The following is a 23,452-nucleotide window of genomic DNA, read 5'->3' on the forward strand; positions in this document are numbered from 1 at the left end:
GTCTGGTAGCTCGTCGGGCTCATAACCCGAAGGTCGTCGGTTCAAATCCGGCTCCCGCAACCAAACATCAAAAAAGGCCAATCGAAAGATTGGCCTTTTTTGTGCGCGTCGGTTTTTTGAATCCAGTCGCGCCAAGCGGAAATCGTTCCGATTCCGAAACTTAGCGCTTCCCCTGCGACCGTTTGCCGCGATTGCACACTTATTTGACCCATCACGGGATTATCGGTTGACACCTCGCCGTTCGCCTGTAGAATGCCGCCACACAGACGCGGGATGGAGCAGTCTGGTAGCTCGTCGGGCTCATAACCCGAAGGTCGTCGGTTCAAATCCGGCTCCCGCAACCAAACATCAAAAAAGGCTACTCGAAAGAGTGGCCTTTTTTGTATCTGTGGAAAAAGTCCTTTCGCAACAATGATCTGTCACTGTGCAGTGAACCGTTCAGGATCTTCAGACCCGCCGAGATGCGACTATGCTTGAGTCGCGAACAAGGCATCTGCAATCCAAGACCTGCCCTCGCCGATACCCGGTGAGAGGCGTAGTATTTTGTGATTATTTTTTTCTACAGGGATTGGTTACTTGGCTGGATACCTCCATCCTGTCGCGCACAATCCAAGAGGTGATTGATGCGCGCCAACTCGTCTGATTCACAAGACACCGTCACAGCGACCCCACCGATCAAGCCTGAGCGTCTGCGCCTGCTGGATCGGATCAGCAAATACCGCCAGCCGATCGGTCTGGCGGTCACACTGCTGTTGTTCGCCATTGCGCTGATTGCCTGTCGCCATTTGCTCAGCGAACTCGATCTCGACGCCCTGCACGACTCGATTCTCGACGTGCCGAAACCGGCCCTGCTCGGCGCCCTCGGTGCGACGGTCGTCGGCTTCATTATTCTGCTCGGCTATGAATGGTCGGCCAGTCGTTACGCCCGCGTGACGCTGGCACCGAAAGTTCTGGCCCTTGGCGGCTTCACCGCGTTTGCCATCGGCAACGCCATCGGCCTGTCGATGCTGTCCGGCGGTTCGGTGCGTTACCGTTTATATGCACGGCATGGCCTGGGCGCTTCCGAAGTTGCGCACATGACCCTGTTCGCCAGCCTGTCGCTGGGCTGCGCCCTGCCGCCGCTGGCTGCTCTTGCGACCCTGAGCAACCTGCCTGCTGCATCGCAGGCACTGGGGTTGTCCGAGACCTTGTTGGGGACGATTGCCGGCGTGGTGCTGCTGCTCGGCGCGATCCTGGCCATCGGCATCTATCGCCGTCGCCTGCCGGAACAACCTTATCCGGACAACCTGCTGGTCCGGGCCGGTCGTCGCACCCTGCGCCTGCCGGGTCGTCGCCTGACGTTCCTGCAACTGGTCATCACCGCCCTCGACGTCGCCGCCGCTGCGACCGTCCTTTATCTGCTGCTGCCGGAAGCGCCGCCCTTCGGTGCGTTCCTGCTGGTTTATCTGCTGGCGCTGGCGGCGGGCGTACTCAGTCACGTTCCGGGTGGCGTGGGGGTCTTCGAAGCGATTCTGCTCGCGGCGTTCGCCGACAAGCTTGGCGCCGCGCCACTGGCCGCTGCCCTGCTCCTGTATCGCCTGATCTATGTGGTGCTGCCGTTGCTGGTGGCCTGCGTACTGTTGCTGCTCAACGAAGGCCAGCGCCTGTTTCAGTCGCAGACCATGCGTGCGGCTTCCGGTCTGGCGGCACCGATTCTCGCGGTGCTGGTGTTCCTCTCCGGCGTGGTGCTGCTGTTTTCCGGCGCGACGCCAGAGATCGACACCCGTCTGGAACACATCGGCTTTCTGATTCCTCACCGCCTGGTCGACGCCTCGCACTTTGGCGCCAGCCTGATCGGCGTGCTGTGCCTGATGCTCGCCCAGGGCTTGCGTCGCCGGTTGTCGGCGGCGTGGATGCTGACCACCATTCTGTTGCTGGTGGGCGCCCTGCTCTCGCTGCTCAAGGGTTTCGACTGGGAAGAAGCGACCCTGATGACCCTCACCGCCGCGCTGCTGGGGGTGTTCCGTCGCTCGTTCTACCGCCCGAGCCGTCTGACCGAACTGCCGTTCTCGCCGCTGTATCTGGTGGCCAGCCTGTGCGTACTCGGTGCTTCGACCTGGCTGCTGCTGTTCGCTTATCAGGACGTTCCGTACAGCCATCAACTGTGGTGGCAGTTCACCCTCGATGCCGACGCCCCGCGCGGCCTGCGATCGCTGCTCGGCGCCGCCGTGTTGCTGCTGGTGATCGCCCTGACCTGGCTGCTGCGCACCGCTCGCCCGGTGATCCACTTGCCGACACCCGATGAGCTGGAACGCGCCTCGAAGATCCTGATGGCCTCCTCGCAACCGGACGGCGGCCTGGCCCTGACCGGCGACAAGGCGCTGCTGTTTCATCCCAACGACGAAGCCTTCCTGATGTACGCCCGTCGCGGCCGCAGTCTGGTGGCCCTGTACGACCCGATCGGCCCCGGCCAGCAACGGGCCGAAATGATCTGGCAGTTCCGCGACCTGTGCGACATCCATCACGCCCGCCCGGTGTTCTATCAGGTTCGCGCCGAGAACCTGCCGTACTACATGGACATCGGCCTGACCGCGATCAAGCTGGGCGAGGAAGCCCGGGTCGATCTGCATCGCTTTGACCTGGAAGCCAAGGGCAAGGAGATGAAGGACCTGCGCTACACCTGGAACCGTGGCACCCGTGACGGCCTGTCGCTGGAGATCCATGAGCCGGGCCAGGCGCCGATGGATGAGCTCAAGGTGATTTCCGATGCCTGGCTGACCGGCAAGAACGTGCGCGAGAAAGGCTTCTCCCTTGGCCGTTTCAGCGACGATTACCTGAAGCATTTCCGCATCGCGGTGATTCGCTTCGAAGGGCGTCCGGTAGCGTTCGCCAACCTGCTCGAGACCTACAGCCACGACCTGGCCAGTCTCGACCTGATGCGCGCGCACCCGGACGCCCCCAAGCTGACCATGGAATTCATGATGGTCGGTCTGATTCAACACTATAAGAGTCACGGATACGCGCGCTTCAGCCTGGGCATGGTGCCGCTGTCGGGGTTGCAACCCCGGCGCGGGGCACCACTGACCCAGCGTCTGGGCTCGATGGTTTTCCGCCGTGGTGAGCAGTTGTACAACTTCCAAGGCTTGCGCCGCTTCAAAGACAAGTTCCAGCCTGACTGGGAACCCCGTTATATGGCCGTGCCCGCCGGACTGGATCCGCTGGTGGCGCTGGCCGACACTGCTGCCCTGATCGCGGGCGGCTTGACTGGATTGGTGAAACGCTGATGATTCAACGCTCCCTGAAGTACATCCTGGTCGCACTGCTGGTGCTGGCCGCGATTGCCGGTGGCGGTTTCTGGTACCTCAAACGCCCGGCACCGGAACCGACCCTCGAACAGCTCACCCCGGCCGATGGCGCCGCCATGACCCGGGTCATCCCTGGCACCAAGCCCAAGGCTCAGGTACTGGTGGCGGTCAACGACGACCAGAAGCTCAGTGACAAGCAACTGACCACCCTGAGCCGCAGCGCCTCGGCGCAGATCGTCCAGGTGATCCTGCCCAAGGACTGCCTGCTGCAAAGCCGTGCCCTGCAAGCCGGCCTGCGTGAACTGAACGGCCCGGCGACCCTGGTCAGCGGCATCGGCCCCGGCGCGGTGCTGGCATGGCGCTGGCTGTCCGAACAGAAGGACGACAAGGCCCAGGCCGTCTCCGTCGACCTGGCCCTGGAAAAACCCGGCTGCACCCACCTGCTGCCAAAAGCCGCCGCCCACGGCCACTGGCTGGTGGCGTGGAACGACAACCCGGACGACACCAGCGCCGGTTTCGTGCGCGACCAACCGAACGCCGAAACCAGCATCAGCGACTACGACATCAACCTGCCGCAAGTGCTGAACAACGAACTGCGCAAGATCCTCGTCGGCGGCGACAAGGCCAACGGTGGTCTGCAGATCCCAGTGGTTGAAGTCCCGGCCGGTCAGGCCAAGGACACCGTGACCCTGTTCCTGTCCGGTGACGGCGGCTGGCGCGATCTGGACCGCGACGTGGCCGGTGAAATGGCCAAGATCGGCTACCCGGTCGTCGGCATCGACACCCTGCGCTACTACTGGCAGCACAAGAGCCCGGAACAGAGCGCGCTGGACCTGACCGAACTGATGCAGCACTACCGCCAGAAATGGGGCACCAAGCGCTTCATCCTGACCGGCTACTCGTTCGGCGCCGACGTCCTCCCGGCCATCTACAACCGCCTGCCGGAAACCGAGCAGCAACGCGTCGACGCAATCATCCTGCTGGCCTTCGCCCGCACCGGAAGCTTCGAAATCGAAGTCGAAGGCTGGCTCGGCAACGCCGGCAAAGAAGCCGCCACCGGCCCGGAAATGGCCAAGCTGCCACCGGCCAAGGTCGTGTGCATCTACGGTGAAGAAGAGACGGATGAAAGCGGCTGCACCGACAAAACCGCGGTGGGCGAAGCGGTGAAGCTGCCTGGCGGCCACCACTTCGACGAGAACTACCCGGCGCTGGCCAAGCGTCTTGTGGATCTGATCGAGAAGCGCCAGAACACGGCGCAGGTGGCGGAAGAGTGATCTGAAGCGCACCAACGAAAAGCCCCCGCAGCCTTATGGTTGCGGGGGCTTTTTTACGCAAACTTGAAGCACTTCCTGCCAGTCAAACCCTGTATCGATGCCAAGACTAAAACTGAACATCTATCCATGTGATGTCATCTTCAACCTCGATACAGCTGCCATCCGGCGATTCTAACAAGCTGCTTTGCTGCGACTCGGTTAGCTCCGCCCAAAAGCCATCGGTTGCAAACACCAGTCGCTCTCTTAAACCCAACGGATGAAACACAAAGTCAGGGGTCGGTGGGCGACTCACCTTCAAGCATCGAGTCACCCGGTGCCGAGCCGGATCCTGCGCCAGCTCGAAGTGGGAACGGTCACGCCTCCAATTGGCCTTACAGTGAGGCGACGTAATCCATTCGATCGCGCCTGCCGACGTCACAACACCGCAAGAACAATCACCCTCATACGCAAGCGTGAGTTTGCCATGAGCAGCGACACCCACCACATAACAAGCGGCGCCTGTCTGGCTTGCAAACAAGACGGGATGGAGGTCGGCCAGCATAGAAACCAGTACCTGTTCAACCGCTCCGTACTCAGTGATATCGAGGCCCTGATCAAAGTGTTTTGACCAGACCGCTAAAACACTTTTCACAAAGGACTCAGCCAACTGGCCACTGCCAATCCTCGAAGTACCGTCTGTGATAACAAATACGCCGCTCTCTCCATCAAAAAGCGCTCCAGCAAAGTCATGATTGATTTTCCTGGCTCGCCCTGTTACCGATCTGGTGTGGTATTTCATGCGCTGCCCAGTTCTTTCATGCGCCCGTGAATGATTTGCCCTCTTCCTGGATTGGCCTGTACCGAACCCGAGCTTTCAATCACATAGTCGATGCCAGCGAGCCCCCTGAGTGCTCGAACCCCAGTCGTGATGAACTCCTTGAGCTCGGACTCCGCTTGCCGAACCTCTTCTAAAAGCTCTGGACGTCCATCAATCAAAATAATGATGTCTTCGACATCTTTATGGTATGGATCGCCACCGCCCCGACCGCTGAAGGCTTCCAGTTTTGTCGCAAGAAAATAGGTCGGTTCGAATATCTGGATGACGGCCCCGCTGGGCAACGTAAATTTATCAGCCCGTGCCAACCCCTCTACAAACCAGCGGTTGGCGTATCCGAGAACTTCGGGATCAGAAGGCATCACGTCAACGACGATATCGTTGAAGCGGAAACGACAGTTGACTTCATCCTCGCCGGTAATCTTGAAATTCCTGGCTGCCAACCTTTCGGTAAGCTGCTGCCAGGCGCTAATACCTGCCAGCTCGATCACCAGGTCAACGTCATCGGTGAAACGAATGTCGTCCAGCACAACAGCATCCGTTACCAGCATGGCTGTGGTGCAACCTCCGACAAAGGCAACCTCAGCGAGAAACGCCTCTCCCAAGCCTTCGGCGACAAACTCTATAAGCTCGTAGTTGTGATCAGCGTTTGATGACATGTTATTTCAGTCCCATCCCTGCTTTTAGAATGTTGACCGCGACACCGCACTCTCGTGGGCCTCCAAGGCGGATCGCATCAGCAAGCGCAAGATAGTGGTAAAGAATCCTGTCCTTCTTCACCGCTTCCGGCACTGTCTTGTAGAGCGGCTCTATCGCCTGACCACGCTCCGTTCCAAATGCGTCAGGCCAGACCGGAATCAGTCCACCAGCACTTTTGATGCTTTTGGACAGTGCCGGTGCTGCGAAACCCGTCGGGATACCGCGAACCATTGCACCGGGCTTTACAGGAAAGAAGTATTTCAGAGCGTGCTCAGTAATGCTTAGTAGCTGCCGCCGATTAACCTTCGCCAGCCCTGTCTCATAGTCATTGGTGAGCAGGCCGGACTCACGACACCTGGCGATGGAATTTGAAACCTCGCTTTTGCTTAGCCCGAGGGCAGCAGACAACGCACGCAACGAGTAACCCTCGCTCCAGCTTGCCAGGGGCGGAACAGCCACAGGCTCCGACCACCCCTCCCACCCTGCCTCATCGTTCAAGGCCGAATCGAAGTCCTGTCGACGGAATACAGTATCTTCACCGTCAGTGGAGTAGGTGACCAATGGCTGCCCCACCCGCCCACCTGCGGTCATTTGGCTGACGACATAGGGCTTCAACAGCTCCTCAACCCTGTTCGAATTCGACTCTGACTCCATTACACCAAGGAGGTTTTCCTCCTGAGCGTGAAGGCTGGCCATCTTGAATAAAAGCAAAATGTCTTGACTCTTCATGAAGCCTAAAACTCCAAGTGTCCACATTCCATAAAACGTGGACACTTGTCTCATTCAGAATATCTGATCGTCAAGCCCTTTATTCGGCCTCATTTTCTGTGGCGCCCACACAAAATCCACTGTCCCTGAAATTGCTCGTCACCTTAGTTCCGCCGACCGGTGTCGCAATATCAGATGACGTCCGCATACCTTGTAGGCAAACTCCTAATCTCGTGTTTGGGCACTTTGCCGCCCTATTGCACTGTTTTTCGACGGGATACTCTCCAGAGGTCGCTGACTATTTCAGTGATCGGGTGTGGTAACCCGGCAAGGCAAAGTGCAACAGCATTCCAAACACGGCTCAGGTGTTTTTATGCCTGCAATTCGAGTCATGGCGGCTGTGCGTGGGAGACCTTCGGGTCTGCCGGTTTCTTTGCTCCCCCGGTTTACCACCCTGCGTACAGCTGCCACCCATTCGTGTGGTAACGAATGCGGCAGCTCCTCGTTTTATGGAGCGAAACAATGAGCAAACAAAGTCCTTCATCACCTTCAGACCTGACGACCATCGGTTTCACTTCTTTCCTCTACAGCTCGGATCAGGCGTTACTCAACGTTCGCTCCGGCGTCCCCATCGTCGAAGCACTGTCCCAGGCTTCAGACCTGTTGTTCCTCGCCAAATCCTTCGCCGAGGAAGCCGCCTACGACAAGGAAAGCGACCGCCACGCCTGGGCCGCGCATTACCTGACGATAATCGGCAAGGCCTTGGTCGACGACGTGATGAAGGCCCTGATGCCGCGACCTGCGCGAACGAAGACCGAATCTGAGGCAGAACTGCCAGAAAGCATGTAACGGCACAAAAACGAAAAAGCCCCCGCCAGCCACAAGGCTGACGGGGGCTTTTTGATGACGCCGGTTTACATCTCCACCTGCGTCCCCAACTCAATCACCCTATTCAGCGGCAGATTGAAGAACCGCAGGTTCCCATTGGCATTCTTCAACATGAACGCAAACAACGCTTCACGCCAACGGGCCATGCCTTCGAGTTTCGAGGCGATGACCGTTTCGCGGCTGAGGAAGTAGGTGGTGCGCATCGGGCTGAAATCGAGGTCGTCCAGATGGCACAGTTTCAGCGCCTGCGGCACGTCCGGTTCGTCGGTGAAGCCGAAGTGCAGGATCACCCGGAAGAAGCCTTCGCCGTGGGCTTCGACTTCGAAGCGGCGAGATGGCGGGACGCGCGGGATGTCTTCGTAAACGACAGTCAGCAGCACCACTTGCTCGTGCAGCACCTGGTTGTGCAGCAGGTTGTGCAACAGCGCGTGCGGCACCGCGTCGGAACGGGCGGTGAGGAACACGGCGGTGCCCTGCACACGGTGCGGCGGCTGCACGCGGATGCTGCTGATGAAGATCGGCAGCGGCAGTGCGCCTTCGTCGAGGCGCTCGACCAGCAGTTGCTTGCCGCGCTTCCAGGTGGTCATCAGCACGAACAGCGCGATACCGGCGATCACCGGGAAGGCACCGCCCTGGACGATTTTCGGCACGTTGGCGGCGAAGTACAGACCGTCCACCAGCAGGAAGCCGATCAGCACCGGCACCGCCAGAATCGGTGGCCATTTCCACAGCAGCAACATGACTGCCGAGACCAGAATCGTGGTCATCAGCATCGTGCCAGTCACTGCCACGCCGTAGGCCGAGGCCAGGGCGCCGGAGGATTCGAAGCCGATCACCAGCAACACCACGCCGACCATCAGCGACCAGTTCACCGCACCGATGTAGATCTGGCCCTGCTCGTCGCTGGAGGTGTGCTGGATGTACATGCGCGGGATGTAACCGAGCTGGATCGCCTGACGGGTCAGGGAGAACGCGCCGGAAATCACCGCCTGGGAGGCGATCACCGTGGCCAGGGTCGACAGACCGACCAGCGGAATCAGCGCCCAGCTCGGCGCCAGCAGGTAGAACGGGTTGCGCGCGGCGTCCGGGCTCTCCAGCAACAAAGCGCCCTGACCGAAGTAGTTCAGCACCAGCGCCGGCAGCACCAGCAGAAACCACGCACGGGCAATCGGCTTGCGGCCGAAGTGGCCCATGTCGGCGTACAGCGCTTCGGCACCAGTCAGCGCCAGCACCACGGCGCCGAGGATCGCCACGCCCATGCCCGGATGTACGGTAAAGAACCGCACTGCCCACACAGGATTCATCGCGTGCAGCACTTCCGGGGTGTGGCTGATGCCGTAGACGCCAAGGGCGCCGAGGACCAGGAACCAGGTGACCATGATCGGCCCAAACAGAATGCCGATCCGCGCCGTTCCGTGCTTCTGGATCAGAAACAACCCGACCAACACCACCAGCGACAGCGGCACTACCCAGTGATCGATGCCGTCAAAGGCCAGGCCCAGACCTTCAATGGCCGAGAGCACGGAAATCGCCGGGGTGATCATGCTGTCGCCATAGAACAGCGCCGCGCCGATCAGTCCGCAGACCACCAGCAACGTGCGCAACCGCTTGCGCCCAGCCGCTGCCCGCCGGGCCAGCGCGGTGAGCGCCATGATCCCGCCTTCGCCCTGGTTGTCGGCGCGCAGCACGAACATCATGTACTTGATTGAAACGACCCAGATCAGCGACCAGAAAATCAGCGACAGAATGCCGAGCACTCCGTCGTGATTGACAGGCACGCCATAAGCGCCGGAAAACACTTCTTTGAGGGTGTACAACGGGCTCGTGCCGATGTCGCCGTAAACTACCCCGACCGCCGCGACCAGCATGCTCAGCGGCTTGGTGGCCGAACCTTCGGCGCCTGCCGCGTGACTACTTGCCTGACCCATCCAACACTCCTGATTCCCAGACCGGCTTCTTATATGAAGCACTATGCTTTGTGTGCAGCATGCGCGTTTTTACGCCCTGTAACAGACGTTTTCTTGACTGTAAAAATTCAGTAAAGCGCAACGGCGCGAAGCATAGCGCAGCACTCGTCGTATTTCCCTGCATAAAGCTGGTCAAGTGCGCTGCTCGTCGCTAGAATTGCGCACTTTTTGATCAGAGGCGCGCCTTAAGCGCCCGTCCGTCGGTTCCTGAATCAGGTAATCGATGTCACAAAACACCGAGGTTAGACATGTCCACCACTCCTGCGCCGGCCAATCCAAAGGTTGGCTTCGTTTCTCTGGGTTGCCCGAAAGCACTGGTCGACTCCGAGCGCATCCTGACCCAGCTGCGCATGGAAGGCTATGACGTGGTGTCCACCTATCAGGACGCCGACGTGGTCGTGGTCAACACCTGCGGCTTCATCGACTCGGCCAAGGCCGAATCGCTGGAAGTCATCGGTGAAGCGATCAAGGAAAACGGCAAGGTCATCGTGACCGGCTGCATGGGCGTGGAAGAAGGCAACATCCGTGACGTGCACCCGAGCGTGCTGGCCGTCACCGGTCCGCAGCAGTACGAGCAAGTGGTCAACGCGGTGCACGAAGTCGTGCCGCCGAAGCAGGATCACAACCCGCTGATCGACCTGGTGCCGCCGCAAGGCATCAAGCTGACCCCGCGTCACTACGCGTACCTGAAGATTTCCGAAGGCTGCAACCACAGCTGCAGCTTCTGCATCATCCCGTCGATGCGCGGCAAACTGGTCAGCCGTCCGGTTGGAGACGTGCTCGACGAAGCCCAGCGTCTGGTCAAATCCGGCGTGAAGGAACTGCTGGTGATTTCCCAGGACACCAGCGCCTACGGCGTTGACGTCAAATACCGCACCGGTTTCTGGAACGGCGCGCCGGTGAAAACCCGCATGACCGAACTGTGCGAAGCGCTGAGCACCCTCGGCGTCTGGGTACGTCTGCACTACGTTTACCCGTACCCGCACGTTGACGAGCTGATCCCGCTGATGGCCGCCGGCAAGATCCTGCCGTACCTGGACATCCCGTTCCAGCACGCCAGCCCGAAAGTCCTGAAATCGATGAAACGCCCGGCGTTCGAAGACAAGACTCTGGCGCGGATCAAGAACTGGCGCGAAATCTGCCCGGACCTGATCATCCGCTCGACCTTCATCGTCGGCTTCCCCGGCGAAACCGAAGAAGACTTCCAGTACCTGCTGGACTGGCTGACCGAAGCCCAGCTCGACCGCGTCGGCTGCTTCCAGTACTCGCCGGTCGAAGGCGCTCCAGCCAACGATCTGGATCTGGAAATGGTTCCGGACGACGTCAAGCAGGATCGCTGGGAACGCTTCATGGCGCACCAGCAGGCCATCAGCTCGGCGCGCCTGCAAATGCGCATCGGCCGTGAAATCGAAGTGCTGGTGGATGAAGTCGACGAGCAAGGTGCGGTCGGCCGCTGCTTCTTCGATGCCCCGGAAATCGACGGCAACGTGTTCATCGACAACGGCAGCAACCTCAAGCCGGGCGACAAAGTCTGGTGCAAGGTGACCGACGCCGACGAATACGACCTCTGGGCCGAACAGATCTAAGCGCGAAAAATACAGAAAGCCCCGCTCTCTTTTACGAGATGCGGGGCTTTTTTACGGCTAGAGTTTGTGAGGGGAAGGACTCCCTCATCCATGACAAAGAGGCTATCGGGCATGCGTCAGCATTCGGTCATCCACACGCCGAAACTCAGCGATTATCAGGAACTGACCCGGGTCTGGGAGGCCTCGGTCCGCGCGACTCATGATTTCCTGCCGGAATCCTACATCGAGCTGCTGAAGAATCTGGTGCTGACCCGCTACCTCGATGCGGTGATGCTGATCTGCACCCGGGACAGCCATCAGCGCATCACCGGGTTTGCCGGCGTCGCGGCGGGCAAGATTGAAATGCTGTTCATCGACCCGGCCCATCGCGGCCAGGGCCTTGGCAAGAAACTGCTGAAGTACGCCATGGAGCACCTGAACGCCGACGAACTGGACGTCAACGAACAGAACCCGCAGGCCCTGGGGTTTTACTTCAAGCAAGGGTTCGAGGTGATCGGCCGCTCGGAGGTCGATGGCATGGGCCAGCCGTATCCACTGCTGCATATGCGTCTGCGGCAGAATCAGCAGCGCTCGCAACACGGCTGACAAGACAGAAATCAACTGTGGGAGCGAGCCTGCTCGCGATGGCGATCTGACAGTCGACATTGATATCGAGACTAAAGGCCTCATCGCGAGCAGGCTCGCTCTCACAAAAAGCCAAGCGGTAAAAATCGTTCCGGGCTTAACCGGCCCCAGGCAGGTACAATGCCCACCCCTTTTTTGTTACGGCCCCTGTCATGACTGACCCGATTCGCCTCTCCAAACGCCTCATCGAGCTGGTCGGTTGCTCCCGCCGGGAGGCCGAGCTGTTCATCGAGGGCGGCTGGGTCACCGTGGACGGCGAAGTCATCGACGAGCCGCAGTTCAAGGTCGGCGACCAGAAAGTCGAGCTCGACAAGGACGCCAAGGCCACCGCGCCGGAGCCGGTGACCATCCTGCTCAACGTGCCGGCCGGCATGGATGTCGACAGCGCCATGCAGTCGCTGAACGCCGAAACCCTCAGCGAAGAACACCGCTACGGCAAACGTCCGCTGCGCGGACACTTCCTGCGCCTGACCGCCAGCGCCGACCTGCAACCCAAGGCCAGCGGCCTGCTGGTGTTCACCCAGGACTGGAAGGTGCTGCGCAAGCTCACCGCCGACGCGGCCAAGATCGAGCAGGAATACGTGGTCGAAGTCGAAGGCGACATGGTTGCCCACGGTCTCAATCGCCTGCAGCACGGCCTCACCCACAAGGGCAAGGAGCTGCCGCCGGTCAAGGCCAGCTGGCAGAACGAAAACCGTCTGCGCTTCGCCATGAAGAACCCGCAGCCGGGGATCATCGCCCAGTTCTGCGAAGCGGTCGGCCTGAAGGTCATCGGCATCCGCCGCATCCGCATCGGCGGCGTGTCCATCGGCAAGGTGCCGGTCGGCCAGTGGCGCTACCTGTCCGGCAAAGAGAAATTCTAAGGCTCGCAAGCCACCCTACATTTCCGGCATCGCGCCCGCGTGATGCCCACAGCGAAAAGATCAGGATTGCACACATGGTTCACAACGACGTTCTGCGCAGCGTGCGCTACATGCTCGACATCAGCGACAAGAAAGTGGTCGAGATCATCAAACTCGGCGGCCTGGACGTCACGCTGGCTGATGTCGTGATGTACCTAGACAAAAAAGAAGAAGACGAAGAAGGCTTCGTGCGCTGCCCGGACGAAGTCATCGCGCACTTCCTCGACGGTCTGGTGATCTTCAAGCGCGGCAAGGACGAAAGCCGTCCGCCGCTGCCGATCGAAGTGCCGGTGACCAACAACATCATCCTGAAAAAGCTGCGCGTGGCCTTCGAACTGAAGGAAGACGACATGCACGCAATCCTCAAGGCTGCCGAGTTCCCGGTGTCCAAGCCTGAGCTGAGCGCATTGTTCCGCAAGGTCGGCCACACCAACTACCGCCCGTGTGGCGATCAGTTGCTGCGCAATTTCCTCAAGGGGCTCACGCTCCGCGTGAGAGCGTAGAAAGCAGCTACAAGTTTCGAGCTGCAAGCTGCAAGCATTTGACTTTGCTTGCAGCTTGAAACTTGTAGCTCGAAGCTGGCCGCATGGCCTAGGGTGTACTGAACCCTAGCCCTCAGGATTCGCCATGCACCCGTATTTCTCCCTGCAAGGCCGCACCGCCCTGGTGACCGGCGGCACCCGTGGTATCGGCAAAATGATCGCCAAGGCCTTTGTCGAGGCCGGCGCCCGCGTGTACGTCTGTTCCCGTGACGCTGAAGCCTGTCATCAAACCGCTGAAGAACTCAGTGCTCTGGGCACTTGTCTGGGTATGGCGGCGAATCTGGCGACCGAAGAAGGCGTGAAAGAGCTGGCCGAGCGACTGGGCGAACAGATCACGCATCTGGACATCCTAGTGAACAACGCCGGCACGACATGGGGCGCGCCGCTGGAGAGCTACCCGGTCAAGGGCTGGGAGAAGGTCATGCAGCTCAACGTGACCTCGGTGTTCAGTTGCATCCAGCAGTTTCTGCCGTTGTTGCGTAAATCCGGGTCGGCGGCCAATCCGGCGCGGATCATCAACATCGGTTCGGTGGCGGGGATTTCTTCCTTTGGTGAACAGGCCTACGCCTACGGGCCGAGCAAGGCTGCCCTGCATCAACTGTCACGGATTCTCGCTAGGGAACTGGTGAGCCAGCACATCAACGTCAACGTCATCGCACCGGGGCGCTTCCCGAGCAAGATGACCCAGCACATCGGCAACGACCAGCAGGCGCTTGCCGAAGACACCGCGCTGATCCCGATGAAACGTTGGGGCCGCGAGGAAGAGATGGCGGCGCTGGCGATCAGCCTGGCGAGTACCGCCGGGGCCTACATGACCGGGAACATCATTCCGCTGGATGGCGGGTTCAGCCTCTGACATCGGCGGTGAAGCTATCGCTGGCAAGCCAGCGATGGCGCCAGATCTGTTAGCACCAGACTTGAAGCCTGCCGGGTTATCATGCCCGCCCTGCTCCGCTTCGAATGCACACCATGACTTACAGCGTCTCCCCCATCGGCTTCGTCCGCTCCTGCTTCAAGGAGAAGTTCGCCATCCCGCGCCAGCCGCAACTGGCCCCCGCCGCCCGTGGCGTGCTGGAACTGGTGGCGCCGTTCGATCAGGGCGACGCGGTGCAGGGGCTGGAACAGGTCAGTCATGTCTGGCTGCTGTTCCTGTTCCATCAGGCGCTGGAAGAAAAACCACGCCTCAAGGTCCGCCCTCCGCGTCTCGGTGGCAACAAGTCCATGGGCGTATTCGCCACTCGTGCCACGCATCGGCCGAACGGCATCGGCCAGTCAGTGGTGAAACTGGACAAGGTCGAGGCAAATCGCCTGTTTATCTCCGGCATCGACCTGCTGGACGGCACGCCGATTCTCGACATCAAACCCTACGTGCCGTACGCCGACATCATTACTGACGCCTCCAACAGCATCGCCAGTGCCGCGCCGCACCTGATCGACGTGCAATGGACGGACACGGCGCTGCAACAGGCGCACACCCACGCTCAGCGCCTGGCCGAGCCGCTGGTCGAGCTGATCGAGCAATGCCTGGCCCAGGATCCGCGCCCGGCCTATCAGACACCCGCGCCCGAACGCGAATACGGCGCGCAGTTCTGGGATCTGGATGTGCGCTGGCATTACCCGACGCCCGAACAGATCCGCGTCCTGGAAGTCATCCCCGCCGCAGACTGAAACACGAAAACGAAAAAGCCCGCGCTGCCTTCTCAGGCAACGCGGGCTTTTCTGTCGGCATCGTCGGGATTACTTCTCGACGAATGCGCGCTCGATCAGGTAGTCACCCGGCTCGCGCATCCGCGCCGAGATCTTCAGGCCGAAGCTGTCGAGCACTTCGCTGGTCTCGTCGAGCATGCTCGGGCTGCCGCAGATCATCGCGCGGTCGTCCTGCGGGTTGATCGGTGGCAGGCCGATGTCGCTGAACAGCTTGCCGCTGCGCATCAGGTCAGTCAGACGGCCCTGATTCTCGAACGGCTCGCGGGTCACGGTCGGGTAGTAGATCAGCTTGTCACGCAGCGCCTCACCGAAGAACTCGTTCTGCGGCAGGTGCTCGGTGATGAATTCGCGATAGGCGACTTCGTTGACGTAACGAACACCGTGAACCAGGATCACTTTCTCGAAGCGCTCGTAGGTTTCCGGGTCCTGGATCACGCTCATGAATGGCGCCAGACCGGTGCCGGTGCTCAGCAGGTACAGGTGCTTGCCCGGGTTCAGGTCGTCCAGCACCAGGGTGCCGGTCGGTTTTTTCGAGATGATGATCTCGTCGCCTTCCTTCAGGTGCTGCAGCTGGGAGGTCAGCGGACCGTCCGGCACCTTGATGCTGAAGAACTCGAGATGCTCTTCCCAGTTCGGGCTGGCGATCGAATAAGCGCGCATAAGCGGGCGGCCGTTTGGCTGTTGCAGGCCGATCATCACGAACTGACCGTTCTCGAAGCGCAGGCCCGGATCGCGGGTGCACTTGAAGCTGAACAGAGTGTCGTTCCAGTGATGAACACTGAGGACACGCTCGTGGTTCATGTTGCTCATGTACGTGGGACTCCTGGAGATTGATCTGCGCCTGCCCGGCTCGTGTTGAAGAATGCCGACGGTGCGCAATTGCATCGCATTCTAATAGCGCCGACAATATCTGTTAACTGGATTATTAAGATAAGGGTTATCGGTTATATCGATATGCGATTTACTCTTCGTCAACTGCAAGTCTTCGTCGCTGTCGCCCAGCAGGAAAGCGTGTCCCGTGCTGCGGGTCTGCTCAACCTGTCGCAATCGGCCGCCAGCACATCCATCACCGAACTGGAGCGCCAGTCCAGCTGCCAGCTGTTCGACCGCGCCGGTAAACGCCTGAGCCTCAACGCCCTCGGCAAACAGTTGCTGCCGCAAGCGGTGGCCATGCTCGATCAGGCCAAGGAAATCGAAGACCTGCTTAACGGCAAATCCGGTTTCGGCTCGCTGTCGGTGGGCGCGACCCTGACCATCGGCAATTACCTGGCGACGCTGCTGATCGGCGGTTTCATGCAGCGCCACCCGGAAAGCCAGGTGAAGCTGCACGTGCAGAACACTGCCAATATCGTGCAACAGGTGGCTCATTACGAAATTGATCTGGGTCTAATCGAGGGCGATTGCAGCCACCCGGACATCGAAGTGCAGAGTTGGGTCGAGGATGAACTGGTGGTGTTCTGCGCCCCACAGCATCCGTTGGCTAAACGCGGCAGCGCGACCATGGAGGAACTGACCCATGAAGCGTGGATTTTGCGGGAACAGGGTTCGGGGACGCGCCTGACGTTCGATCAGGCGATGCGGCATCACCGCAGCGCGCTGAACATCCGGCTCGAGCTGGAACATACCGAAGCGATCAAACGCGCGGTGGAATCAGGTCTGGGGATTGGCTGCATTTCGCGTCTGGCGCTGCGTGACGCCTTCCGCCGCGGCAGCCTGGTGCCGGTGGAGACGCCGGATCTGGATCTGGCCCGACAGTTCTATTTCATCTGGCACAAACAGAAGTATCAGACTTCCGCCATGCGCGAATTCCTCGACCTGTGCCGCGCCTTCACCGCCGGGGTGCAGCGCAGCGACGAGATCGTTCTGCCGAGCATCGCTTAAAGCAGAATCACCGCCCACACCAGGGCGATCATGCTCAGTGCCACGAATTGCGCGGCACTGCCCATGTCCTTGGCGTTCTTGGACAGCGGGTGCAACTCCAGCGAGATGCGGTCGATGGCCGCCTCCACCGCCGAATTCAACAGCTCGACGATCAGCGCCAGCAGGCACACGGCGATCAGCAGCGCCTGCTCGACCCGGCTGACATCAAGGAAAAACGTCAGCGGAATCAGCACCACGTTGAGCAGCACCAGTTGCCGGAAAGCCGCTTCGCCGGTGAAGGCGGCGCGCAAGCCGTCCAGCGAGTAACCGGAAGCGTTGAGGATGCGTTTCAGGCCCGTCTGGCCCTTGAAAGGTGACATAAAGTAGATAACCGACCGAAAGGAAGTGGGGAAGCTAGAGCAACGAAAGTCAAAAAAGCGTGAAGACGCCAGTGCTTACTGGCTCGGAATTGACTCAAGTTGTTGCAGCAGTAAAGCTGCCTGGGTCCGGGTCCGCACGTTCAACTTGCGGAAAATCGCCGTGACGTGGGCCTTGATGGTCGCTTCCGACACACTCAGCTCGTAGGCGATCTGCTTGTTCAGCAAGCCTTCGCAGACCATGGTCAACACCCGGAACTGCTGCGGTGTCAGGCTTGCAAGGCCATCGCTGGCGGCCTTGGCTTCATCCGAAACGCTGACCGCCTCGAACGCCTGGGGCGGCCAGAACACGTCGCCGTCCAGCACTTTGCGCACCGCTTCCTGAATCACGCTCAGATCGCTGGACTTGGGAATGAAGCCACTGGCCCCGAATTCCCGGGACTTGACCATCACCGAGGCTTCTTCCTGGGCCGAAACCATCACCACCGGAATCTGCGGGTACTGACCGCGCAGCATCACCAGCCCGGAAAACCCGAAAGCACCCGGCATGTTCAGGTCCAGCAGCACCAGATCCCAGTCAGACTTTTCGGTCAGGCGGGTTTCCAGCTCCGCGATGCTCGCCACCTCAACCATGCGTACGTCCGGGCCAAGGCCCATCGTCACCGCTTGGTGCAGTGCGCTACGAAAAAGAGGGTGATCATCGGCAATCAGGATGTCGTATGTGGCCATTTTTCAAATGATCCTGTTTTTGATGGCAGGCCCGCGCATTCAGGCCTTGCCAAAGCAAATCCAGATACCGCCCGGCAGCGGCATCCACAGGGGCACGTTCAACGCCAATCACGAACAAAAGCGGCGTTTCAAACCTTGGCCGCACCCCAATCGGCGCCAAGCATGACCAGCGAAGCCGGGGTGGTCAAGCCGCACGGCCACTGCTTTAGCAGTATGGGCCAGGATCAGGCCGGTACCGGCGCCGCGTTTCGGATATAGGGCAGCAATTCGGCGTGGGCCGGCGTCGACACATTGACGTCCAGTTGCTGCTTGGCCCCCAGGTAATGCTGGCTGAACACATCGAAATAGGCATCCAGCGCCGACGCCGCGTCCGAATCGCCGGCCAGTTCCAGGCACAATGCCGCCACTTCGGCGGTGCACAGGTGCTCGCTGCGGGTCGAGCGGCGCAGGCGATAGCGCGAGAGTTTGTCGGGTAACAGGCTCAGGATCGGCAAACGGTCGAAATACGGGCTCTTGCGGAATATCTTCCGGGCTTCGGTCCAGGTTGCGTCCAGCAGAATGAACAGCGGGCGCTTGCTGCTATCGAGATCCACGGTGTTGGTCACCCGCGAAGGTTCGACGTACTCGCCGGGAAACACCAGATACGGCTGCCATTGCGGGTCGTTCAGCAGCGCCAGCAGTTGCTCGTCGGGCTCGGTCCGCGACCAGATGAAGGCATGGTTGTCGCGCACGATGTCGGCGATCAACCAGCCGGTATTGCTCGGCTTGAACACTTCCTTGCCGGTCATGATCAGGCAAACGCCAGAGCGCGCATCAACCGTCGGCCGCCAGGCACACAGGCAATGGCTGATGATCACCCGGCAATCGCGGCAGCGCGGGGAACGAAAGCCACGGGCCTGGATCGGCTTGATGCCTTCGTCCTCGCGCTGATCGCGCAGGCGGGCCACGGCGTTGGGGGCATGATTCATCGCAGGCGGCACCGGCAGACAGGAAAACTCGACACGAACGACACTCGGCAGGGCAATAAAGGGCGGCAGTTTACCAGAGCGACGGGGACAAGCCTGTACCCTCCCGACCGGCTCCCCTATAATTCGCCGCCACTGAACGCACAGTCACGTGGCTGGTCGAACCACCAGTCACTGAACCAGGAGAGTTTCATGCTGCGCCTTATCGTTCCCACCGCTGCCATTCTGCTGGCTTCGTCCTTCAGCGCTCAGGCTGCATCCCTGAGTGAGCAGAATCTGAACCGAGAGCTGCGCAATGTCGCCGCACAAAGCAGCGTCGGCACGCCACGGGCGATCAACGAAGACATTCTTGATCAGGGCTACACCGTCGAAGGCACCACGCTGGTCAATCACCTGAGCGTGCAAAAGAGCCACGCCGACAAAATGCGCGCCGATCCCAAAGCCGTGTATTTCCAGCTGGGCGCTTCGGTCTGCAACAACCCGTCGTACCGCAAGCTGATGGCCAAGGGCGCGATCATGCGTTACGACTTCACCGAAGTGAAAACCAACAAGGCGATCGGCTCCGCCAGCTACCAGGAATCGGATTGCCCGAAAGCGGCTCCAGCGAAGAAGAAGTAATCATCTCGACGTGGCGCGCCGCTGTTCATCCTCGGCGCGCAGCTCGGCCAACAAGGCCTGCAAGTAACGCGAGCGGCGCTCCCCTCCCGCCAGGCGTCGGCAGCACTCCTCTTCGAGACTCACATGGTTGGTCTCGGCCGATGCTTTCAACAATCGATACAGCTGCGCATCGATCTCCAGAATGACTCTGGCCATGTGTCCCGCCTCCTTGCCACCCGCAAATCCTTGAATAGCGTGCACCTTGCGTACGCTCGTTGACGCAAAGTTGTCGTAAGGCGCCTTTAACTTAGTAAATCAGAGCATTCAGCCCTCGACGCTGCATCGGACGAGCGGTGAAAACACCTCGCAAAGCGGCAATAAGCAGTTGCCAGCAAAGACTTTGCGGCGCGATGCTCAGTGAGCGAAAAATGCATTGAGGGTCTAGATTCAACGTATTCCCGATCTTTTATTAACGGCAGGAAAGGAGCTGCCGGCTGTTTGTTTTCTTGCAGCGCGGCACTGACGCCGCACGTCAGGGCCGGAAGCTCTGTGCAGAAGGAGAAGTTGCATGCCTTACGAACCGAATGACCTGCTCAGCCGTCATTTTCAGGAAAGCGGCCACGACCTCATCAGCAAGGTCGAAGAACAACTCAACCTGGTGTCACCCAACAGCCCGAATTCCCCCATCTACCGCGACATGATCCTGACCGTGCTGCGCATGGCCCAGGAAGACCACAACCGCTGGAACGCCAAGATCACCCTGCAAGCCCTACGCGAACTGGAACAGGCCTTTCGCACGCTCGAACAGTTCAAGGGACGACGCAAGGTCACGGTGTTCGGCTCGGCTCGTACACCGGTCGAACATCCCCTTTACGCCATGGCTCGGGAACTCGGGGCATCGCTGGCTCGCTCGAACATGATGGTCATCACCGGTGCCGGCGGCGGAATCATGGCCGCCGCCCATGAAGGTGCCGGCCGCGATCACAGCCTGGGCTTCAACATCACCCTGCCCTTCGAGCAACATGCCAACCCCACGGTGGACGGTACCAACAACCTGCTGCCGTTCCATTTCTTCTTCACCCGCAAGCTGTTCTTCGTCAAGGAAGCCGACGCGCTGGTGTTGTGCCCCGGTGGGTTTGGCACCCTGGACGAAGCTTTGGAAGTGCTCACGCTGATCCAGACCGGCAAAAGTCCCCTGGTGCCGGTGGTGCTGCTGGACGCACCGGGCGGCACGTTCTGGCAAGGCGCGCTGGACTTCATCCGTCAGCAACTAGAGGAAAACCGCTACATCCTGCCGACCGACTTGAAGCTGATGCGCCTGGTCTACAACGTTGAAGAGGCGGTGGAGCAGATCAACCAGTTCTACGGCAACTTCCATTCCAGCCGCTGGCTCAAGCGCCAGTTTGTCATTCGCATGAATCACAAACTTAGCGATCAGGCCCTCGACCATATGCAGGAGGCTTTTGCCGATCTGTGCCTGAGCGATCAGTTCCATCAACACGCCTACGCTGGCGAAGAACACGACGAGGCTCAATTCAGCCACCTGACGCGCCTGGCATTTGCCTTCAATGCGCGAAATCACGGGCGTCTGCGGGAACTGGTGGACTACATCAACCTGCCGGAAAACTGGGCCCAGTCAAAACCCCAGACCGCGCAACGCACCCGCGAACCGTCGAAGGTTACGTGAAGGCAAAAAAAAACGGCCCGCTATCGAAATAGCGGGCCGTTTTTTATTTTTTGATTGAAGCTGGAGCGATTTAATCATCCATCCCTCTGCCGCTGAACAAACGGTTGATCATCTCCATCGAGAATCCCCGGTACGCCAGGAATCGACCTTGTCTGGCGCGTTCCTTGGCATCGCCGGGAAGCTGTCCGGAGAACTTCCGTTGCCACGTGTCCGTTAGCTGCTCCTGCCAGTTGATACCGCTCTCACGCAAGGCGAGTTCGATATCGGCGCGTTGCAAACCGCGTTGGCTCAGTTCTTCGCGAATCCGCAGAGGGCCGTAACCGGAGCGGGCGCGATAGGAAACAAAGCTTTCAAGATAGCGGGCTTCGGAAAGCAGCCCTTCTTCCGTCAAACGGTCGAGGGCTGTTTCGATCATCTCGGGGGGAGCGCCACGCTGACGCAGTTTGCGCGTCAGCTCGACTCGACCGTGCTCGCGGCGTGCGAGCAGGTCCATGGCGGTTCGCCGCACCGCGACGAGGGTATCGAGTACGGCGGTTGTCATCGGTGCAATCAGATGTCAGCGTCAGCCAGGTCGTCTTCGGTCTCTTTGACCGCAGAAGCCTTGGAGTCGGCGATCACGGCTGGCGACAGCAGCTTGTCACGAAGTTGCTTCTCGAGCTTGGCCGCGACTTCCGGGTTGTCCGCCAGGAACTTGGCCGAGTTGGCCTTGCCCTGACCGATCTTGGTGCCTTCGTAGGCATACCAAGCGCCGGACTTCTCGACGAAACCGTGCAGTACGCCCAGGTCGATCATCTCGCCGTTCAGGTAAATACCCTTGCCGTAGAGAATCTGGAACTCGGCCTGACGGAACGGCGAAGCCACCTTGTTCTTCACAACCTTGACGCGGGTTTCGCTGCCGACCACTTCGTCGCCTTCCTTCACCGCGCCAGTACGGCGGATGTCGAGACGAACCGAGGCGTAGAACTTCAGCGCGTTACCACCGGTGGTGGTTTCCGGGCTGCCGAACATCACGCCGATCTTCATGCGGATCTGGTTGATGAAGATCACCAGGCAGTTGGCGTTCTTGATGTTACCGGTGATTTTACGCAGCGCCTGGGACATCAGACGGGCTTGCAGGCCCACGTGCATGTCACCCATTTCGCCTTCGATTTCAGCCTTTGGCACCAGAGCGGCCACGGAGTCGACGATGATCACGTCAACGGCGTTGGAGCGCACCAGCATGTCGGTGATTTCCAGGGCCTGTTCGCCGGTGTCCGGCTGGGAAACCAGCAGGTCGTCGACGTTGACGCCCAACTTGCCGGCGTACTCAGGGTCGAGGGCGTGTTCGGCGTCGACGAAGGCGCAGGTCGCGCCGGCTTTTTGAGCCTGGGCGATCACGGACAGCGTCAGTGTGGTTTTACCGGAAGATTCAGGACCGTAGATTTCAACGATACGGCCTTTTGGCAGGCCGCCGATGCCGAGTGCGATGTCCAGACCCAGAGAGCCGGTGGAAATGGCCGGGATCGCCTGACGGTCCTGATCGCCCATACGCATTACGGCACCCTTGCCGAATTGACGTTCGATCTGACCCAGGGCCGCAGCCAAGGCTTTCTTCTTGTTGTCGTCCATTAAAGTCCTCACGTAATCAATAAGGCCTGACGGCCAACACCTGTATAAGTAGCCAGTATTATTCCACAGCGTTCACGGATCGCCTACCCCTGATTTTCGATTTCTCGTGCCGCTAGTCGCAGCAAGCCCTCTAGCGCGGCCTTCACCGTTTGTCGGCGAACTTCGTCGCGGTTGCCGGAGAAGTGCTGGACCTCACTGGAAATCTGGTCGCCCACGCCCCACGCCAGCCATACGGTGCCCACCGGTTTGTTCGGCGAACCACCGTCCGGCCCGGCCACACCGCTGACCGCCACGGCAAACCGCGCCAGGCTTTTCTCCTGGGCGCCGCGCACCATGGCCTCGACCACTTCGCGACTGACCGCACCCACGGTGCCGAACAGCTCCGTCGGTACATTCAGTTGCTGGGTTTTCTGGCGATTGGAGTAGGTCACGTAACCCGCTTCGAACCACGCCGAACTCCCAGGAATCCGGGTGATGGCTTCGGCAATCCCGCCACCGGTACAGGACTCGGCCGTAGTGACGTGGGCATTGAGCAATTGCAGACGTCGGCCAAGTTCGGCCGCCAGTTGAGTGATTTCTTTCACGGCGCGCTCCGGATCGGATGGAATGGGTACCACCGTACACGAGCCGGTTG

The 23,452-nt window shown here is 60.0% G+C and carries 25 protein-coding genes and 2 tRNA genes (1 of these 27 only partly in view); 15 read left to right on the forward strand and 12 right to left on the reverse strand.

Annotated elements, in window-relative coordinates; translation table 11 throughout:
* The 4 genes from AC07Y2_RS17625 to AC07Y2_RS17640 all read left to right on the forward strand — a co-directional run.
* Positions 1-63: transfer RNA gene (locus AC07Y2_RS17625), tRNA-Met, on the forward strand (it extends 114 nt beyond the left edge of the window).
* A gap of 204 nt (positions 64-267) precedes the next feature.
* Positions 268-344 (forward strand) — tRNA-Met (locus AC07Y2_RS17630).
* A 279-nt stretch (positions 345-623) separates the two neighbouring features.
* Positions 624-3,263, forward strand: a complete 2,640-nt coding sequence (gene mprF, locus AC07Y2_RS17635) for a bifunctional lysylphosphatidylglycerol flippase/synthetase MprF (RefSeq protein ID WP_074691373.1) — start codon at positions 624-626, stop codon at positions 3,261-3,263.
* Positions 3,263-4,558: a virulence factor family protein gene (locus AC07Y2_RS17640; RefSeq protein ID WP_074691372.1), complete on the forward strand. Its 1,296-nt coding sequence runs from the start codon at positions 3,263-3,265 to the stop codon at positions 4,556-4,558. Before mprF ends, AC07Y2_RS17640 begins: the two co-directional genes overlap by 1 nt.
* A 106-nt stretch (positions 4,559-4,664) precedes the next feature.
* On the opposite strand, the gene AC07Y2_RS17645 is transcribed toward AC07Y2_RS17640, so the two are convergent.
* From AC07Y2_RS17645 to AC07Y2_RS17655, 3 genes are read right to left on the reverse strand one after another with little or no spacing between them, the layout of a single operon-like run.
* Positions 4,665-5,336 (reverse strand): PP2C family protein-serine/threonine phosphatase, encoded by a 672-nt coding sequence (locus AC07Y2_RS17645; protein WP_103386523.1) that lies wholly within the window; start codon positions 5,334-5,336, stop codon positions 4,665-4,667.
* Complete coding sequence (locus AC07Y2_RS17650; RefSeq protein ID WP_103386524.1) at positions 5,333-6,031, reverse strand: hypothetical protein; 699 nt, start codon at positions 6,029-6,031, stop codon at positions 5,333-5,335. Before AC07Y2_RS17650 ends, AC07Y2_RS17645 begins: the two co-directional genes overlap by 4 nt.
* A 1-nt stretch (position 6,032) precedes the next feature.
* Positions 6,033-6,800 carry a MarR family transcriptional regulator gene (locus AC07Y2_RS17655; protein WP_103386565.1) on the reverse strand — a complete coding sequence of 256 codons (768 nt, stop codon included), beginning with the start codon at positions 6,798-6,800 and terminating at the stop codon, positions 6,033-6,035.
* 501 nt (positions 6,801-7,301) lie between these two features.
* On the opposite strand from AC07Y2_RS17655, the gene AC07Y2_RS17660 reads away from it, so the two are divergent.
* Positions 7,302-7,628 carry a DUF3077 domain-containing protein gene (locus tag AC07Y2_RS17660; RefSeq protein ID WP_039771318.1) on the forward strand — a complete coding sequence of 109 codons (327 nt, stop codon included), beginning with the start codon at positions 7,302-7,304 and terminating at the stop codon, positions 7,626-7,628.
* 65 nt (positions 7,629-7,693) lie between these two features.
* On the opposite strand, the gene AC07Y2_RS17665 is transcribed toward AC07Y2_RS17660, so the two are convergent.
* Complete coding sequence (locus AC07Y2_RS17665) at positions 7,694-9,535, reverse strand: potassium transporter Kup (protein ID WP_408980483.1); 1,842 nt, start codon at positions 9,533-9,535, stop codon at positions 7,694-7,696.
* Between the two features lie 347 nt (positions 9,536-9,882).
* Here AC07Y2_RS17665 and rimO point away from each other — a divergent pair, with 347 nt between their 5' ends.
* From rimO to tsaA, 6 genes are all read left to right on the forward strand, one after another.
* The gene (rimO, locus tag AC07Y2_RS17670; protein ID WP_039771314.1) at positions 9,883-11,220 is read left to right on the forward strand and encodes a 30S ribosomal protein S12 methylthiotransferase RimO; all 1,338 of its coding nucleotides are present in this window, start codon (positions 9,883-9,885) and stop codon (positions 11,218-11,220) included.
* 111 nt (positions 11,221-11,331) lie between these two features.
* Positions 11,332-11,805, forward strand: coding sequence for a GNAT family N-acetyltransferase (locus AC07Y2_RS17675; protein ID WP_085647830.1), 474 nt, complete (start codon positions 11,332-11,334; stop codon positions 11,803-11,805).
* 191 nt (positions 11,806-11,996) lie between these two features.
* Positions 11,997-12,707, forward strand: coding sequence for an rRNA pseudouridine synthase (locus tag AC07Y2_RS17680; protein WP_011332751.1), 711 nt, complete (start codon positions 11,997-11,999; stop codon positions 12,705-12,707).
* Positions 12,708-12,781: 74 nt separating this feature from the next.
* Positions 12,782-13,249, forward strand: coding sequence for a YehS family protein (locus AC07Y2_RS17685; RefSeq protein WP_103386527.1), 468 nt, complete (start codon positions 12,782-12,784; stop codon positions 13,247-13,249).
* Positions 13,250-13,373: 124 nt separating this feature from the next.
* On the forward strand, positions 13,374-14,144 hold the full coding sequence (locus AC07Y2_RS17690; protein ID WP_085666836.1) for an SDR family oxidoreductase: 771 nt from the start codon (positions 13,374-13,376) through the stop codon (positions 14,142-14,144).
* 113 nt (positions 14,145-14,257) lie between these two features.
* Complete coding sequence (gene tsaA / locus AC07Y2_RS17695) at positions 14,258-14,956, forward strand: tRNA (N6-threonylcarbamoyladenosine(37)-N6)-methyltransferase TrmO (protein ID WP_178082863.1); 699 nt, start codon at positions 14,258-14,260, stop codon at positions 14,954-14,956.
* 69 nt (positions 14,957-15,025) lie between these two features.
* On the opposite strand, the gene fpr is transcribed toward tsaA, so the two are convergent.
* On the reverse strand, positions 15,026-15,805 hold the full coding sequence (gene fpr / locus AC07Y2_RS17700) for a ferredoxin-NADP reductase (RefSeq protein WP_003222277.1): 780 nt from the start codon (positions 15,803-15,805) through the stop codon (positions 15,026-15,028).
* 144 nt (positions 15,806-15,949) lie between these two features.
* Between fpr and AC07Y2_RS17705 the strand changes: the two genes are divergently transcribed.
* The gene (locus AC07Y2_RS17705) at positions 15,950-16,876 is read left to right on the forward strand and encodes a LysR family transcriptional regulator (protein ID WP_007954941.1); all 927 of its coding nucleotides are present in this window, start codon (positions 15,950-15,952) and stop codon (positions 16,874-16,876) included.
* Here AC07Y2_RS17705 and AC07Y2_RS17710 read toward each other — a convergent pair.
* Together AC07Y2_RS17710 and erdR are read right to left on the reverse strand one after the other, a co-directional pair.
* On the reverse strand, positions 16,873-17,235 hold the full coding sequence (locus AC07Y2_RS17710) for a diacylglycerol kinase (RefSeq protein ID WP_039771303.1): 363 nt from the start codon (positions 17,233-17,235) through the stop codon (positions 16,873-16,875). The genes AC07Y2_RS17705 and AC07Y2_RS17710 overlap by 4 nt on opposite strands.
* A 75-nt stretch (positions 17,236-17,310) precedes the next feature.
* On the reverse strand, positions 17,311-17,961 hold the full coding sequence (erdR, locus tag AC07Y2_RS17715) for a response regulator transcription factor ErdR (RefSeq protein ID WP_103386528.1): 651 nt from the start codon (positions 17,959-17,961) through the stop codon (positions 17,311-17,313).
* Here erdR and AC07Y2_RS17720 point away from each other — a divergent pair.
* On the forward strand, positions 17,954-18,127 hold the full coding sequence (locus AC07Y2_RS17720) for a hypothetical protein (RefSeq protein WP_158248862.1): 174 nt from the start codon (positions 17,954-17,956) through the stop codon (positions 18,125-18,127). The genes erdR and AC07Y2_RS17720 overlap by 8 nt on opposite strands.
* A 58-nt stretch (positions 18,128-18,185) precedes the next feature.
* On the opposite strand, the gene AC07Y2_RS17725 is transcribed toward AC07Y2_RS17720, so the two are convergent.
* Entirely contained in the window at positions 18,186-18,929 is a 744-nt protein-coding gene (locus tag AC07Y2_RS17725; protein WP_039771302.1) for a tRNA-uridine aminocarboxypropyltransferase, read from the reverse strand.
* A 189-nt stretch (positions 18,930-19,118) separates the two neighbouring features.
* Between AC07Y2_RS17725 and AC07Y2_RS17730 the strand changes: the two genes are divergently transcribed.
* Positions 19,119-19,544, forward strand: coding sequence for a PA3611 family quorum-sensing-regulated virulence factor (locus AC07Y2_RS17730; RefSeq protein WP_011332746.1), 426 nt, complete (start codon positions 19,119-19,121; stop codon positions 19,542-19,544).
* Here the strand turns inward: AC07Y2_RS17730 and AC07Y2_RS17735 are convergent, their stop codons facing one another.
* Complete coding sequence (locus AC07Y2_RS17735) at positions 19,545-19,739, reverse strand: hypothetical protein (RefSeq protein ID WP_074691361.1); 195 nt, start codon at positions 19,737-19,739, stop codon at positions 19,545-19,547.
* Positions 19,740-20,091: 352 nt separating this feature from the next.
* Here AC07Y2_RS17735 and AC07Y2_RS17740 point away from each other — a divergent pair, with 352 nt between their 5' ends.
* Positions 20,092-21,210, forward strand: coding sequence for an LOG family protein (locus AC07Y2_RS17740; protein ID WP_039771300.1), 1,119 nt, complete (start codon positions 20,092-20,094; stop codon positions 21,208-21,210).
* A 70-nt stretch (positions 21,211-21,280) separates the two neighbouring features.
* Here the strand turns inward: AC07Y2_RS17740 and recX are convergent, their stop codons facing one another.
* From recX to AC07Y2_RS17755, 3 genes are all read right to left on the reverse strand, one after another.
* Positions 21,281-21,751: a recombination regulator RecX gene (recX, locus tag AC07Y2_RS17745; RefSeq protein ID WP_039771298.1), complete on the reverse strand. Its 471-nt coding sequence runs from the start codon at positions 21,749-21,751 to the stop codon at positions 21,281-21,283.
* An 8-nt stretch (positions 21,752-21,759) separates the two neighbouring features.
* A complete protein-coding gene (gene recA / locus AC07Y2_RS17750) occupies positions 21,760-22,818 on the reverse strand; it encodes a recombinase RecA (protein WP_003222269.1) in 1,059 nt (352 codons plus the stop codon).
* Between the two features lie 83 nt (positions 22,819-22,901).
* The gene (locus AC07Y2_RS17755) at positions 22,902-23,402 is read right to left on the reverse strand and encodes a CinA family protein (RefSeq protein WP_074691357.1); all 501 of its coding nucleotides are present in this window, start codon (positions 23,400-23,402) and stop codon (positions 22,902-22,904) included.
* Positions 23,403-23,452 lie beyond the last annotated feature (50 nt).

This window comes from Pseudomonas sp. GW456-12-1-14-TSB6, assembly GCF_059424205.1.

Coding starts and splice junctions, on each gene's coding strand:
- mprF (WP_074691373.1), top strand. CDS start 624: ATGCGCGCCAACTCGTCTGATTCACAAGACACCGTCACAGCGACCCCA.
- AC07Y2_RS17640 (WP_074691372.1), top strand. CDS start 3,263: ATGATTCAACGCTCCCTGAAGTACATCCTGGTCGCACTGCTGGTGCTG.
- AC07Y2_RS17645 (WP_103386523.1), bottom strand. CDS start 5,336: ATGAAATACCACACCAGATCGGTAACAGGGCGAGCCAGGAAAATCAAT.
- AC07Y2_RS17650 (WP_103386524.1), bottom strand. CDS start 6,031: ATGTCATCAAACGCTGATCACAACTACGAGCTTATAGAGTTTGTCGCC.
- AC07Y2_RS17655 (WP_103386565.1), bottom strand. CDS start 6,800: ATGAAGAGTCAAGACATTTTGCTTTTATTCAAGATGGCCAGCCTTCAC.
- AC07Y2_RS17660 (WP_039771318.1), top strand. CDS start 7,302: ATGAGCAAACAAAGTCCTTCATCACCTTCAGACCTGACGACCATCGGT.
- AC07Y2_RS17665 (WP_408980483.1), bottom strand. CDS start 9,535: ATGCTGGTCGCGGCGGTCGGGGTAGTTTACGGCGACATCGGCACGAGC.
- rimO (WP_039771314.1), top strand. CDS start 9,883: ATGTCCACCACTCCTGCGCCGGCCAATCCAAAGGTTGGCTTCGTTTCT.
- AC07Y2_RS17675 (WP_085647830.1), top strand. CDS start 11,332: ATGCGTCAGCATTCGGTCATCCACACGCCGAAACTCAGCGATTATCAG.
- AC07Y2_RS17680 (WP_011332751.1), top strand. CDS start 11,997: ATGACTGACCCGATTCGCCTCTCCAAACGCCTCATCGAGCTGGTCGGT.
- AC07Y2_RS17685 (WP_103386527.1), top strand. CDS start 12,782: ATGGTTCACAACGACGTTCTGCGCAGCGTGCGCTACATGCTCGACATC.
- AC07Y2_RS17690 (WP_085666836.1), top strand. CDS start 13,374: ATGCACCCGTATTTCTCCCTGCAAGGCCGCACCGCCCTGGTGACCGGC.
- tsaA (WP_178082863.1), top strand. CDS start 14,258: ATGACTTACAGCGTCTCCCCCATCGGCTTCGTCCGCTCCTGCTTCAAG.
- fpr (WP_003222277.1), bottom strand. CDS start 15,805: ATGAGCAACATGAACCACGAGCGTGTCCTCAGTGTTCATCACTGGAAC.
- AC07Y2_RS17705 (WP_007954941.1), top strand. CDS start 15,950: ATGCGATTTACTCTTCGTCAACTGCAAGTCTTCGTCGCTGTCGCCCAG.
- AC07Y2_RS17710 (WP_039771303.1), bottom strand. CDS start 17,235: ATGTCACCTTTCAAGGGCCAGACGGGCCTGAAACGCATCCTCAACGCT.
- erdR (WP_103386528.1), bottom strand. CDS start 17,961: ATGGCCACATACGACATCCTGATTGCCGATGATCACCCTCTTTTTCGT.
- AC07Y2_RS17725 (WP_039771302.1), bottom strand. CDS start 18,929: ATGAATCATGCCCCCAACGCCGTGGCCCGCCTGCGCGATCAGCGCGAG.
- AC07Y2_RS17730 (WP_011332746.1), top strand. CDS start 19,119: ATGCTGCGCCTTATCGTTCCCACCGCTGCCATTCTGCTGGCTTCGTCC.
- AC07Y2_RS17735 (WP_074691361.1), bottom strand. CDS start 19,739: ATGGCCAGAGTCATTCTGGAGATCGATGCGCAGCTGTATCGATTGTTG.
- AC07Y2_RS17740 (WP_039771300.1), top strand. CDS start 20,092: ATGCCTTACGAACCGAATGACCTGCTCAGCCGTCATTTTCAGGAAAGC.
- recX (WP_039771298.1), bottom strand. CDS start 21,751: ATGACAACCGCCGTACTCGATACCCTCGTCGCGGTGCGGCGAACCGCC.
- recA (WP_003222269.1), bottom strand. CDS start 22,818: ATGGACGACAACAAGAAGAAAGCCTTGGCTGCGGCCCTGGGTCAGATC.